General features: G+C 59.7%; 9 protein-coding genes. 5 read left to right on the forward strand and 4 right to left on the reverse strand.

The features are described 5' to 3' along the window. The first annotated feature begins 124 nt into the window (after positions 1-124). Positions 125-1,744: a Na/Pi cotransporter family protein gene (locus ACWXTG_RS05480; protein ID WP_480220985.1), complete on the forward strand. Its 1,620-nt coding sequence runs from the start codon at positions 125-127 to the stop codon at positions 1,742-1,744. On the opposite strand, the gene ACWXTG_RS05485 is transcribed toward ACWXTG_RS05480, so the two are convergent. Next, on the reverse strand, positions 1,741-2,874 hold the full coding sequence (locus ACWXTG_RS05485) for a methyltransferase (protein WP_480220986.1): 1,134 nt from the start codon (positions 2,872-2,874) through the stop codon (positions 1,741-1,743). The genes ACWXTG_RS05480 and ACWXTG_RS05485 overlap by 4 nt on opposite strands. Before the next feature lie 113 nt (positions 2,875-2,987). On the opposite strand from ACWXTG_RS05485, the gene ACWXTG_RS05490 reads away from it, so the two are divergent. The 3 genes from ACWXTG_RS05490 (at position 2,988) to ACWXTG_RS05500 (ending at position 5,730) form a co-directional block, all read left to right on the forward strand. Continuing rightward, the gene (locus ACWXTG_RS05490; RefSeq protein WP_480220987.1) at positions 2,988-4,304 is read left to right on the forward strand and encodes a PQQ-dependent sugar dehydrogenase; all 1,317 of its coding nucleotides are present in this window, start codon (positions 2,988-2,990) and stop codon (positions 4,302-4,304) included. A gap of 125 nt (positions 4,305-4,429) precedes the next feature. Next, positions 4,430-4,975 carry a DUF3828 domain-containing protein gene (locus tag ACWXTG_RS05495; protein WP_480220988.1) on the forward strand — a complete coding sequence of 182 codons (546 nt, stop codon included), beginning with the start codon at positions 4,430-4,432 and terminating at the stop codon, positions 4,973-4,975. 131 nt (positions 4,976-5,106) lie between these two features. Next, positions 5,107-5,730 (forward strand): HD-GYP domain-containing protein, encoded by a 624-nt coding sequence (locus ACWXTG_RS05500; RefSeq protein WP_480220989.1) that lies wholly within the window; start codon positions 5,107-5,109, stop codon positions 5,728-5,730. 111 nt (positions 5,731-5,841) lie between these two features. On the opposite strand, the gene glnE is transcribed toward ACWXTG_RS05500, so the two are convergent. Further along, positions 5,842-8,586, reverse strand: a complete 2,745-nt coding sequence (glnE, locus tag ACWXTG_RS05505) for a bifunctional [glutamate--ammonia ligase]-adenylyl-L-tyrosine phosphorylase/[glutamate--ammonia-ligase] adenylyltransferase (protein WP_480220990.1) — start codon at positions 8,584-8,586, stop codon at positions 5,842-5,844. Between the two features lie 99 nt (positions 8,587-8,685). Between glnE and acs the strand changes: the two genes are divergently transcribed. Further along, complete coding sequence (gene acs, locus ACWXTG_RS05510; RefSeq protein ID WP_480220991.1) at positions 8,686-10,650, forward strand: acetate--CoA ligase; 1,965 nt, start codon at positions 8,686-8,688, stop codon at positions 10,648-10,650. A gap of 73 nt (positions 10,651-10,723) precedes the next feature. On the opposite strand, the gene ACWXTG_RS05515 is transcribed toward acs, so the two are convergent. Further along, the gene (locus ACWXTG_RS05515) at positions 10,724-11,080 is read right to left on the reverse strand and encodes a protein tyrosine phosphatase family protein (RefSeq protein WP_480220992.1); all 357 of its coding nucleotides are present in this window, start codon (positions 11,078-11,080) and stop codon (positions 10,724-10,726) included. 75 nt (positions 11,081-11,155) lie between these two features. Continuing rightward, on the reverse strand, positions 11,156-13,342 hold the full coding sequence (gene mtlD, locus ACWXTG_RS05520) for a bifunctional mannitol-1-phosphate dehydrogenase/phosphatase (RefSeq protein ID WP_480220993.1): 2,187 nt from the start codon (positions 13,340-13,342) through the stop codon (positions 11,156-11,158). Positions 13,343-13,725 lie beyond the last annotated feature (383 nt).

Consider the following 13,725-nt stretch of genomic DNA (forward strand, 5'->3'; position numbering starts at 1 on the left):
TCCCTTTTCATTTCCATCTCCCATTTTGCAGACTGCGTCCCTAGCAACCCCAGCCAAGAGATGGCACAGCATCACTTCGAGTTAAACTAATGCTTTCCCTGCATACAGAGGCATCAACAATTTAATGTGGTCTGATCTCTTCATGGGCCTGGGGGCGATCGGCCTCATGCTGCTGGGCATAGACTGGATGACGCGCGGCCTGAAAACTGCGGCAGGCCCCAGCTTCATGCAACTATTGCAACGCTGGACCGGCACGCCGCTACAAGGCATTTTCATCGGCGGCGTGAGTACGCTCGCGGTACAGTCCTCCACCGCGATTACGGTGGCGACCATCGGCTTCGCCAATGCCAACATCCTCTCGCTGTCCGCAGCGGCCTTTGTCATTTACGGCAGCAACCTGGGCAGTTCGCTGAGCGCATGGCTGGTGGCAGTCGTCGGCGGCAGCATCAAGCTGGACGACTTGGCGCTGCCCATCCTCGGCATTGCCGTCATGCTCAAGCTGTTCAGCAAGCAAACCCGCCGGCAAGGCATCGGAGAGGCGTTTACCGGCTTCGCGCTGTTGTTTCTCGGGCTGGGCTACCTCAAGGCCAGCTTCGACTCTGCCTTTGTCAATATCGACTTCGCCTATCTCACCAGCCTGGGCGTCTGGGGCATCCTGCTTTCCATACTGGCGGGCATTTTGCTCACGGTGGTCATGCAGGCGTCATTGGCGGTCATCGCCCTCGTCGTCACCGCGGTATCGACCGGCGCCGTCCCGCTGGAGATCGGGGCCGCCGTGGTCATCGGCTCCAATGTCGGTACGACATCGACGGCACTGCTGGCAACCCTCGCGGCCACCGCGACCGCCAAGCGCGTTGCTAGCCTGCACGTGCTGTTCAACGTGCTAACCGCGACCGTGGCCCTGCTGCTGCTCAAACCGCTGCTCTGGGGCATCCAGGAAATTGCCCAGCTGATATTCAACGACACCCAGCCGCAATTCATCCTCGCCTTGTTCCATACCATGTTCAATGCCTTGGGCGTGGTGCTCATGTACCCGCTGACACCCCCGCTGCTACGCTGGCTGGAAACCAAGTTCAAGACGCCTACCCACCTGGGATCGTTCAGCCTGGATCAATCCAGTTTGGCAATCCCCAGCCTTGCGATCAAAGCCGTGAGCCTGGAAGGCATGCGCGCCGGACAATTGATCGCGCGCCTGGCGCTGATGATGGGGCAACGGCACGAACTGGACAGCCAGCTGCTGGAAGATAACAAGCAGATCCTGCAAAACCTGCATCACTACATTGCGCAGCTTGCCCAGCAAAGCATGTCGGCAGAAGAGGCCGAATTGCTCAACCAGCTCGTACAGAACCAGCTGCGCCTTTCCATGGCGCTGCAATTGCTGCCCAGCCTGGCGCGACACCTGGATCAAGACCGGACTGCTTTCGAACTGGAAATCCCTTACTGGCAGGCATTGAGCAGCAGTCCGTTGCCGCCTGACCAGGCAGCGTTGCGCCGTGCCTACCGGCAATTCGTACGCGAGCGCCAGCAAAAAAAGCAGCTCATTTTCCAGGATGTGCTGCACGAACGCCGAGGCCAGGAATCGGGGGGCGACGACCTGCTCAAGCTGGCGGAAACGCGGCGCTTCAACCAGCAATTGACCAAGGCCCTGCTCGCGTTCGATAAACTACAGGCCAGTTTCGACGAGCAAGCCCCGGCAGTTGATGAACCGATGGAAAATGCGGACCAGCCGCAAGCCGCCGCCTAAACGGCAGCGAGCCGCCACAATGACGTGACCTCGGCCGACCTTGCCCGGTGCAGCGGATCGGCCTGGTCGCTGGCACGGCCATGCCGCGGCCGTATATCCAGCCTCTCGATCACCTTGAGCCCGGCCTCTTCAAACATTGCCAACAGCTGCGCCCGGGTGCGCAACCCCAGGTGCTCGGCAATATCGGACAGGATCAGCCAGGCCTCCCCGCCAGGCGTCAGATGGGCCGGGGCGCCATTGAGGAACCCCTTGAGCATCGCACTGGCGGGATCATAAATCGCATACTCGATGGCGGCATTGGCTTTTGCCGGTATCCAGGGCGGGTTGCAGACGATCAACGGCGCCTGGCCCTGCGGGAACAGGTCGCATTCCAGCACGTCCACCTGCGGCTCCAGACCCAGCCTTTGCATATTTTCCCGCGCGCAGGTCAGGGCGCGGGCATCCTGGTCGGTCGCAATGACTTTCTGCACGCCCCGCTTTGCCAGCAGCGCGGCCAGCACGCCGCTGCCGGTGCCGATGTCGAACGCCAGTGTTTTGTCCGGCAACGGCGCCTGGGCCACCAGGTCGACATATTCGCCGCGCACTGGCGAAAACACGCCGTAATGCGGGTGAATCCGGGCGCCCAGCGCTGCCACCTCCACTCCTTTCTTACGCCATTCGTATGCGCCGACCACCCCCTGCAATTCGCGCAACGATATCAGGGATGGCTGATCCGCAGCGCCATAAGCCTGCAGGCAGGCTTCCCTCACATCAGGCGCGCGGCGCAAGGCGATAGTGTAATCCTGGCCCAGCTCCACCAGCAGCATGCCCAGCACGCGCGCCCGCTGCGCCTGCGCTTGCCGGTGCAGATTGAATGCTTCCACGGGCTGGACTGAAGTCTTGGCAGGCTTGCGGTCCACCCGCCTCGCCATTGCCTGCAGCAGTTGGCGGGCATTCTGGAAATCCCCTCGCCACAGCAGTGCCGTACCCTCGCAAGCCAAGCGGTAGGCATGGTCCGCCTTGATGCTGTCATCCGCCACTTGCACCCGCGCCGGCGACTTGCTATGGTTTTCAGATCGCCACAGCGCCTGGCGGGATTGCTCGCCCTCCTGCCAGAGGACAAGCGTATCAGCGAGGGAGGATGTGCTCAAATCAGAACTTTCTTGATGCGAGATGCGTCATTAAACTGCAGAATCAAAATAAATCTAGCGCTCATTATAGAGCATGACCGCCCCCGACTCGGATGCCATAAAGGACAATTACCATGCATCGACTATTGCTTCCTGCCTTGCTTACACTATCCCTCGCTGCCTGCGGCGACGTTGCCAAGCTGCCTGTCTCCGCCGGCACCGGCACCAAGCCCGAGCTGCCGGAGCCACGCAGCAGCCTGATTCCCACGGTGCATGTCGCCACTGCAGTGGGCTGGGCCGAAGGGGCCTTACCCACGCCGGCGGAGGGCACCGCGGTCAATGCATTTGCCAAGGACCTCGACCACCCCCGCTGGCTCTACCAATTGCCCAACGGCGATATTCTGGTCGCGGAAACCAACAGTCCTCCCAAGGAAGAAGGCAGCTTCAGCCTGCGCGGCTGGTTTGCCGGGAAGTTCATGGCGCGCGCTGGCGCCGGCGCCCCGAGCGCCAACCGCATCACATTGCTGCGTGATACGGACGGCGACGGGGTGGCCGACCAACGCTCGGTCTTCCTCAAGGGCCTGCACTCGCCCTTCGGCATGGCGCTGATCGACAATACCTTTTATGTTGCCAATGCAGATGCCGTGGTGACCTTCCCGTACCAGGAAGGCGCTACCGAAATCAGCGCACCGCCCACCAAGCTGGTCGCCCTGCCAGGCCTGCCGCGCAACCACCACTGGACCAAGAACCTGATCGCCAGCCAGGATGGCAGCAAGCTGTACGTCACTGTCGGCTCCAATAGCAATGTCGGGGAAAACGGCATGGACATTGAACAAGGCCGCGCCGCCATCTGGGAAGTGGATGCCAAGACGGGCGAGCACCGTATTTTCGCCTCGGGCCTGCGCAACCCCAACGGCCTGGCCTGGGAGCCGGATAGCGGCGCGCTGTGGACTGCTGTCAACGAGCGGGACGAAATCGGCAGCGACCTGGTGCCGGACTACATCACCTCGGTGCAGGAGGGGGGCTTCTATGGCTGGCCATACAGCTATTATGGCGACCATGTCGACGTGCGCGTACAGCCGCAAAAGCCGGAACTGGTCGCCCAGGCCATTGCCCCCGACTATGCGCTAGGCCCGCATACGGCCTCACTGGGCTTGGCCTCGGCCAAAGGCAACAAGCTGCCTGAACAGTTTGCCAACGGCATGTTCGTCGGACAGCACGGTTCGTGGAACCGCAAGCCGAGCAGCGGCTACAAGGTGTTGTTCGTGCCCTTTGCCGACGGCAAACCCTCCGACTATCCTGTCGACGTGCTCACCGGCTTCCTGAACGAGAAAGGCGAGGCGCAAGGCCGCCCGGTAGGGGTGCTGGTGGACCAGAAAGGCGCATTGCTGGTAGCTGACGACGTGGGCAATACCGTCTGGCGCGTGACGTCATCGTCGTCAGCAAATTAATGAGGCGCGGTACGGATTTTTTCCTGATCTAGCGGCAAGCCCTAATCAGGGCTTGCCTGCACTTTTCCCGACATGCTCTAATGCGCCATCTTGACTCGTCGCTGCATTAACCGGAGCCGCATAACATGATCAGGCAATTTCTCTCCATTGCACTCGGCCTCAGCTTGCTGGGTACCTTGCCGGTCAATGCGGCAAAACCGGAAAAGGACGAGGCACGGGAAGCGGCAATACGTTTTTTCGACGACTATGCCGCCTTGCAGAAAAATGACAAGGTAGTGGGCTTGCCGAATATGCAGCAGCTCGATGCGATTTCGCAGCATTTCATCCCGAAATTGCACCGCATTTTCTATATCTCGCTGCGCGAGCAGCACCGCTGCCGGACCAGGGACAAGGTCACGCCATGGTCCAACGGCGACTTGTTCACTTCCAACGATGCCGGCTTTACCAGCTTTACTATCGAGCCGAGCATCCCGAATCAGTTCGGGCGCCAGTCGACCGTCCATTTCAGCCTGGAAAAAGACGGCAAGGTGCAGCGCTGGGATGACGAGGTCATCCTACGCAAGGAAAATGGCCAGTGGATGATTTACGATATCGAATACCACGCCCCGTTTGCCGCGCAGAAAGCCGGCAAGAGCCTGCAATCCATCATCGACAAGAATCCCGCCTGCTGAATTCAGCTATTTCAATCAATAGATGCCTATGTTAATGTACGCACCTAGTGTTTAGGTTACGTAATATTTAGCTTCAAACGGATTTAGATTGATAGTAACACTACCTGCAACGCGCTTTCAGGGGATCGGTTTTGGTATATAGTGCATCGACCGCAGTCGCTCCCTCCTCTTTCGAGTCTTATCTTGCCGAATCCACACAGGCGCTGTTCATCGCCCTGGATGAGCGGGATGCTTATACCCACCAGCATTGCGACCGGGTCTCGCTGCTCGCCCACGAGATTGGCGTGGCATGCAGATTGAGCCAGAAGGAGCTTGACCTGATTGCCGTGGGCGCGCGGTTTCACGACATCGGCAAGATCGGCATCCCGGACAGCGTCCTGCTCAAGCCCGGGCCATTGGATGCCGAGGAATGGCGCATCATGAAGATGCACCCCGTGAAGGGCGAGCGCCTGTTCCGCAATACCCTGCACCCCCAGGCGCATCAAGTCGCCAACATCATCCGCCATCACCACGAATGCTTCGACGGCAGCGGCTACCCGGACGGCTTATCCGGCGACGAAATTCCGCTGGCTTCCCGCATCATGCTGATCGCCGACGCCTATGACGCGATGGCGACGACGCGGCCCTACCACCGGGCGCGCTCGCATCGCGAGATCATAGGTATCCTGGCTTCGGAGGAGGGCATCAAGACCGACCCCGACGTACTCTCCCGATTCATGCGGGTAATCGCGTATAGCCAGGCGCGCGTGGACTAAGAGCAGTTAACAACACTCTCCTGCCGTCGTTGCCGTATCGCTTGTACTGTCTGCGACAGAGCGCCTAGCCGAGTTTTGTCAGTCGCTCTAAACAACTAGGCACCTAGCCCACTAGCCGCCCTCCTCGCCAAACACCTGTTGCCACAAGCGCCGTACGGCTGATACTTCCTGCTCCACCTTTGCCAGCGGCACGCGCGCCTTCTGGTCTCCCTGCAGCCGGATGGCATGCTGGCGGCGCCGGTAATCGCGATATGCCTGCGCCACTTCGTGCGCCAACGCCGCATCCACCAGGCCCAGACCGCCCAGGATGTCGAGCAATGCGATATTGCCGAGGTTGCGCGTCAGCTCGGGATATTGCGGCGCATGCGCCAACACTAGGTATTGCACGATGAACTCGACATCCACAATCCCGCCGCGGTCATGCTTCAGGTCGAACAATTCGCCATGGTTGGGATGGGCCTGGTGCATCTTATGCCGCATCGCCACGACTTCGGCCGCGAGTACCTGCTTGTCGCGCGGCTGGCGCAACACGGTTTCGCGGATGCGCTCGAAGATGGCGCCGATCTCCTGGCTGCCTGCGCAAAACCTGGCCCGCGTCAGCGCCTGGTGCTCCCAGACCCAGGCCTTTTCCTGCTGGTAGGTTTCAAACGCTTGCACCGAGCTCACCAGCAGCCCGCTCGCCCCATCCGGACGCAACTGCATGTCGGTTTCATAGAGGGTACCGGCCGGGGTCATGCTGCTGAGCCAGGTGTTGACGCGCTGCCCGAGCTTGGCATACACCTCGCCGGCCTCTGGCGCTTCATCGTCGTAAAGGAAGATGATATCCAGGTCGGAAGCGTAGCCCAGTTCCTTGCCGCCCAGCTTGCCGTAGCCGATGACGGCAAACAGGGGGTCTTCGCGGTGACGGTGGCGCAGGCTGGGCCAGATGGCTTTGATGGCCACGTCCAATATGATGTCCGCCAGTGCGCTCAGGTAATCCGATAGCGTCTCCAGCGCAAGCTCTCCCGCCACGTCCTTGGCAGCGAAGCGGAACACGGCGGCATGCTTGAAATGCCGCATTTCATCCATTTGCCGCTCCACATCGCCGGAGAGCAGCCTCACCCGCTGCTCCAGGTCCGCATGCATAGCGGCAAAATCGGGTGCAGCATAGAGGTTGCGCGTATCGAGCAATTCGTCCAGCAATATCGGGTGCTGGGTCAGGTATTGCGCAAGCCAGGGGCTGGCGCTGACGATGCGCGTCACCAGCGTCAGCGCCGAGGGATATTCCGCCAGCAGCGCCAGGTAGCTCGCCCGGCGGCAGATGCTGTCCAGCAAGTCGGCAACCCGGATCAGCGCCTGGTCCGGATTGGATTCCTGCGCCGCCTCCTTGATCGCCAGCGGAATCAGGGTATCGAAACGCTGCCGGCTGAGTTCCGGCAATTGCTTGTAGCGCGGGCTGTCGTGCAGGCTGAGCAGCTTGCGCAACGTTTCCGCCGGTTCCTGGTAATTGAGCTGCGCCATGGCCTCGACCGCCTCCTCGCCTTCTACCATCCGCCGCCACAAGGCCGCTTCGCGCTGTAGCGGCGCTTCTTGCTCGGAGCGCTCTTCCGCAGGGTCGCTGAACACTTCCTCGAAATGCCGCTGCACCACGCTGCGGTGCTGCTCAAGCACCTTGAGGAAAGCGCTCCATTCCCCGAATCCCATGCCCAACGCGATGCGTTGTCGGCTTTCCTCGTTCACCGGCAAATCCTGGGTTTGCGTGTCCTCGAGGTATTGCAGCCTGTGCTCCAGGTTGCGCAGGAAAATATAGGCCTGCTTCAACTCCTCTACCGCAGTCGCAGGCAGCAGGCCTTTTTCCTTCAGCAGGCGCAACACCGACAAGGTAGGCTTGATCTGCAGGCTGGCATCGCGGCCGCCGCGGATCAACTGGAACACCTGGGCGATGAACTCCACCTCGCGGATGCCGCCGCGCCCCAGCTTAATGTTGTCGTGCATGTCGCGCCGGTTGACGTCGCGCTGTATCTGCACCTTGAGATCGCGCATGGAGGAAAACGCGCCGAAATCAAGATATTTGCGGAATACGAAAGGCCGCAGCAACTCGCTCAAGCCTTGGTCCGGCCCCGCGACCACCCTGCCCTTGATCCAGGCATAACGTTCCCATTCACGCCCCTGGTTCTGGTAGTACTCTTCCAGCATCTCAAAGCTGCAAGACAGCGGCCCTTCCGAGCCGTAAGGCCGCAGCCGCATGTCGACGCGGAAGACGAAGCCATCCTCGGTGATCTCGTCGATCGCCGCGATCAGTCGCTTGGCCAGCCGCGTGAAGAACTCGACATTGCCGATCGACTTGGCGCCGTTGGTTTCGCCATCCTCGGCAAACGCAAAGATCAGGTCGATATCCGAAGAGACGTTGAGTTCGTGCCCGCCCAGCTTTCCCATGCCCACCACTGTAAAATGTTGGCGCTCGCCGCTTTCCTCGCCGATAGGTTCGCCATACTGCGCTTCCAGCCAGGGAGTGATGTGACGCAAGGCGAATTGCAGGCTGATCTCCGCCAATGCGCTCACCACTAGCATCACTTCGTCCAGCCCCCCGAGGCCGTTGAGGTCGCGCACGATCAGGCGCAGCATGACGCGCTGGCGCAGCTTACGCAATGCGCGCTTGAGACTGGCATCGTCCGCCACATCCTGGCTATCCAGCCATGCCTGCATTTCCGCGACTGTCCATGCCTGGTGCAAAGTTGCATCCAGTTCAGACAGTAGCCCGGCATCGCTATTGACCAGCCGCGCAATGAACGGGCTGCACTTGGCGGCATGCAGCAAATATTGTTCATCCTGCGATAAGTCTGTATCTGTCTGCAAAATCTGTGATAGTGTGCGCATCTTGAAATTGTAAATGAAATGTTATAATTCGTTTCCTAACGTTACGGGTGCCTTAGCACCGATAGCATCGCCTCATTATAGAGTTTTGAAGGAGCATTTATGTCGTCCATTGAATCCGTGCTGACGGAAACGCGCGTTTTCGCGCCGCATGAAGCATTCCGCCAAGCCGCCACCGTGTCGGGTTTATCAGGCTACCAGGCCTTGTGCGATGCGGCTGAGCAGGATTACACCGGCTTCTGGGCCAATCTTGCCCGGCAGGAAATCACCTGGCAGACCCCCTTCACTGAAACGCTGAACGAGTCAGACGCTCCGTTCTATCGCTGGTTTGCCGACGGCAAGCTCAATGCCTCCTACAACTGTATAGACCGCCATCTGGAAAAACGCGCCAACAAGATCGCCTTGATCTTCGAAGCGGACAATGGCGACATCGCGAACATTAGCTACAAGGAGCTGCACCAGCGCGTTTGCCGCTTCGCCAATGCCTTGAAAAAGCAAGGGATCGGCAAAGGCGACCGCGTCATCATCTACCTGCCCATGAGCATAGAAGCCATCGTCGCCATGCAGGCCTGCGCCCGTATCGGCGCCATCCACTCCGTGGTGTTCGGCGGATTCTCCGCCAAGAGCCTGCATGAACGCATCGTCGATGTCGGCGCCAAGCTGGTCATCACTGCCGACGGCGGCGTACGTGGCGGCAAGCCGGTAGCGCTGAAGCCGGCGGTTGACGAAGCATTGGCCCTGGGCGGCTGCGAAGCCGTCGAGAAAGTCATCGTCTACAAGCGCACAGGCGTGGATATTGCCTGGAACCCGCAACGCGACTTATGGTGGCATGAAGTCGAAGCAGCCGAGAGCGACTATTGCGAACCTACCTGGGTGGATGCCGAGCACCCGCTGTTCATCCTTTACACTTCCGGCTCCACTGGCACGCCCAAGGGCGTCCAGCACTCCACCGGGGGCTACCTGCTCGGCGCCATCATGAGCATGAAATGGGTGTTCGACCACAAAGCCACGGATATCTTCTGGTGCACGGCCGACGTGGGCTGGATCACCGGCCACAGCTACGTCGCCTACGGCCCCTTGGCGCTCGGCAGCACCCAGGTGGTGTTCGAGGGGGTGCCCACCTATCCTGATGCGGGCCGTTTCTGGCAGATGATAGAGCGCCACAAGGTCAGCATTTTCTACACCGCCCCCACCGCCATCCGCTCGCTGATCAAGCTGGGCGGCGACCTGCCGAACAAGTACGACCTCTCGAGCCTGCGCCTGCTTGGCACAGTGGGCGAGCCGATCAACCCCGAGGCCTGGATGTGGTACCACAAGGTGGTCGGCAAGGAGCGCTGCCCGATCGCCGATACCTGGTGGCAGACCGAGACCGGCTCGCACATGATCGCCCCGCTGCCCGGCGCCGTTGATCTCAAGCCCGGCTCCTGCACCCGCCCCCTGCCCGGCATCATCGTGGATATCGTCGAAGAAGACGGCACGCATATCGAAGGCACAGGCGGCGGCCTGCTGGTCGTGAAAAAGCCCTGGCCCTCGATGATCCGCAACATCTGGGGCAACCCAGAACGCTTCAGGAAAGCCTATTTCCCCGAGGAGCTCAAGGGCCTGTACCTGGCCGGCGACTCCGCGCACCGCGACGAGGACGGCTATTTCTGGATCATGGGCCGCATCGACGACGTGCTCAACGTCTCCGGCCACCGCCTGGGCACCATGGAAATCGAGTCCGCGCTGGTCGCCAACCCGCTGGTCGCCGAAGCCGCGATTGTAGGCAAGCCTCACGACATCAAGGGCGAGTCGATCATAGCCTACGTGGTGCTCAAGGGCGAGCGCCCTGAAGGCGATGCCGCCAAGGCCATCGCGGCACAGTTGCGCGATTGGGTCGGCAAGGAAATCGGCCCGATCGCCAAGCCGGATGAAATCCGTTTCGGCGAGAACCTGCCCAAGACCCGCTCGGGCAAGATCATGCGCCGCCTGCTGCGCTCCCTCGCCAGGGGAGAGGAAATCACCTCGGATATTTCCACGCTGGACAACCCTGCCATCCTGGAACAACTCAAACAGGCAGCAGGTTAGAAACTTTGTCACATTAAAAATAGAAACGGCATCCAGGGATGCCGTTTTTTTAGTGTTCCAGCTTACTTATTGTTCACTCTTGCTGCCCATGCTTGGCCAACGCCTGCTGATAGATATTGACCGCGCGCGTCCCAAGCTTGCAAAACCCCAGGATCGGCGTCGGCAGGCTGGGTAGCAGTCCGGCCAGCTCGTCCACCTGGGCATAAGTCAACTGGCCGGGCACCACAGGAATATGCACGTACTGGAGGCCATTGGCTTCGGCAGCCTGGCGGATTTCCTCGCTGCTGGGCTGTTCGGCGCCACCCTCGCCATCCGGGCGATTGTTGATGATGGTCTTGAAGCCGGCGGCAGAGGCCTCTGCCACTTGGTCGACTGTCAATTGCGGACAACTGCTGAACTGGTCGCTGATGGTCTTGGTGGTAAGCGTCATCTTCCTGTGTTTCCTCCTGTAAGGTAATGTCCAATATACCACAGGAGGCGGAGCCTCCTCGATATCAGGCGGACTTCAGGACGCCAGCTCCTCCGCGTAGTTATAGCTCAGCGGCCATTGCCAGTGGGCCGAGGCAGGATTGGTCAATTGCCGCAGATGCTCGGCGATACGCTCGATCAATGCCGCATCCTGTTGCGGGTCCAGGCCCTGGTAGGGCTTGCCGTGGTAGTCGCCGCTGAAGGCCAGCACATCGGCAACGGAAGCGTTCGCCTCGAACAAGGCCTTGATGCGCTGGCATTCCTTGTCCTCGGGCGTAATGAGGCGCAACGAATACAAAATGCCCAGCGCAGCGCCGAACTCCAGCATGGGGGTTGGAATGCTATGGCGCGCAGCCAGCTCGATGCTGCCCATGATGCGCTCCTTGCGTTGCAGCTTGCGCAACGGGTCGCGCCCGATGCGGCGGCATGGGTCCTTGAACGAAGCCTTGCACCGTGCGATGAAGCTGTTGACGAACGAGGTATTGATATATTCCGCCAATGCTGGGTTTTCCTGCAGCATGGCGGGCTTGATCTCGTTGTTCACCAGGCGTTTCACCAGCATGACGACGCGCTCGTCTCCCATGCCCTGCCCGATGGTCTGGTAGCCCAGCAGGCTGGCATACCAGGCGATGATGGCATGCGTACCGTTCAGGAGCCGGTTCTTGATCGCCTGGATCTCGGCAATATTGTCCACGGTCTGCACCTGGCGCAGGCGTTCCAGTATCTTGCCGCCCTTCTTGGCGTAGAGCACCATGTCGGGACCGCTTTCAAACAGGGTGACCCCCAGTTGGTCCAATGCCCGGTTGAGGTGCGAGGCATGCCGCAACTGGCTCACGATCTTGCCCAGCCCCGGCTCGGCCAGAAGGACGGACTCCTGGTGCATAGGTGCTGCACTACCGCCAGGCGCCAATGCCTTTTGCTGGGTGTGCTTTTCAAAACTAGCGAAATTAATCCTGGCCTGCTTCAAGAGAATTTCTTTCGGTATTTTTGACACCATGCGGTTGACGACCGTTTCTGTAAAGTACGCCATTTCCATGATCTGCTCTGCCTGCGGCCCCTCCAGCATGCGCAGCATGGCTTCCCTCACTTGCCGCCGGACAAATGCCGCCCCGCTCAGCTTGTTGAGTACGACCAGGATGGTCAATGAGCCCGCCCCGTTCTGGTAGCGTGCGATCAGCCCCTTGGCTATCATCGCCGCCTGCTGCTTGATGGCCGATTCCGGCAGGCACAGGCCGACGATTTCCGAAACCGCATACATCTCGCACACTGCCGCCTCGTCCGCCATGTCGATCAAGCGGATGCGGTCTATGGTCTGGCGGAAAGCCAGGTTGCTGTAGTGCACGTCGTACTTGCCAAACGCATTGACCAGGCTGCGCAGGGTCGTATTGTTGCTAGCGCCGATGATTTCATAAGGCCGGGTATAGCCGTCCCAATGCGAGAATATCTGCGCCAGGTAACCGCCGCCCATGGCGCCGAAGCCATGGATGCCGGCACGCATGTTGTTGATGGTTTGCGGGAACGCATCCGTCAATTTTGGCTTGGGCAGGTTGGGCGTAAACCTGACCAGGTCAGCAAGGAAATCCGGCATGCGGTCGTAAGCCTGGTAGGCCAGTTGCTTGATCTCGGGCCGAGGCTCCTTGATATCCTTGATCAATATCGGCAGGCCGCCGGCTCCCGAGGCGGAACGCAGGCCGTTTTCCGAATCCTCGAACATCAGGCAATGCTCGGGCAGGCAATTCAGCTCCTTGGCCGCGGTGCGGAATATCTCAGGATGCGGTTTGCCCTGCTTTACCTCGTCGCCGCAGACCGTGATGTCGAAATACTTCATGACGTTGGCGTTGATCAGGTACTCCTCGGCAATCGCACGGCGGCTTGAAGTGGCCACCGCCATCAACAGGCCGTTGCGCTTGAGGCGCTCGAGGATTTCATACAGCCCCGGCTTGACCGGCACGCCATGCTTGCGCACGTGCGCCAGCTCCAGCTCATCGGCGCGCTTGCGGATCGCGGCATATGGATACCCCTCGCCATAGCGGCTCTTGGCGAGCTCTTCCGCCTTCTTGGCGCTCAGGCCCAGGGATCCAATGAGGATTTCATCACTGATGGTTTCGCCGAATAGCTCGGCGGAAGCTTGCTTGATGGTGGTGAATCGAAGACGTTCGGTATCGAACATGGTGCCGTCCATATCGAATATGGCGGCATGGATAAGTCTTTCCTTGAAAATCATTAAAAATCCTTAACGCTGATTGATGATGGGGGTTCACCTCGGGTGTGAAATGAATGATGACTTTTTTACCATAACATATTTTTCGTTACTGCTCGGCTATTTGGTCTTTCGATTCAATCTGATGCGACGCGGGATATCCAAAATTCGGAAGGAACCTAACTATCTGGAAAGCGGCTTATTTGTAGGACTGAGACAACATTTCATTCCTTTTACGATATGTTTCCGCAGCCTGCCATAACGCTGGAAAAATTTTTGGTGCGGCTACGTAAAAAGCTGATGAGACGGATGCCGGCCAGGAACATAGTCCGGCAAACCGTTGTCTCCTACAGTGTCAGTTTGAGTTGAAATACTTGCCTCGAGGATCAACCGATAACAATCAAGAA

This window comes from Methylobacillus sp. DLP286, assembly GCF_056636515.1.

Excerpts from the sequence above, each read along its gene's own strand:
- ACWXTG_RS05480 (WP_480220985.1), top strand. The coding sequence starts at position 125 with ATGTGGTCTGATCTCTTCATGGGCCTGGGGGCGATCGGCCTCATGCTG.
- ACWXTG_RS05490 (WP_480220987.1), top strand. The coding sequence starts at position 2,988 with ATGCATCGACTATTGCTTCCTGCCTTGCTTACACTATCCCTCGCTGCC.
- ACWXTG_RS05495 (WP_480220988.1), top strand. The coding sequence starts at position 4,430 with ATGATCAGGCAATTTCTCTCCATTGCACTCGGCCTCAGCTTGCTGGGT.
- glnE (WP_480220990.1), bottom strand. The coding sequence starts at position 8,586 with ATGCGCACACTATCACAGATTTTGCAGACAGATACAGACTTATCGCAG.
- acs (WP_480220991.1), top strand. The coding sequence starts at position 8,686 with ATGTCGTCCATTGAATCCGTGCTGACGGAAACGCGCGTTTTCGCGCCG.
- ACWXTG_RS05515 (WP_480220992.1), bottom strand. The coding sequence starts at position 11,080 with ATGACGCTTACCACCAAGACCATCAGCGACCAGTTCAGCAGTTGTCCG.
- mtlD (WP_480220993.1), bottom strand. The coding sequence starts at position 13,342 with ATGATTTTCAAGGAAAGACTTATCCATGCCGCCATATTCGATATGGAC.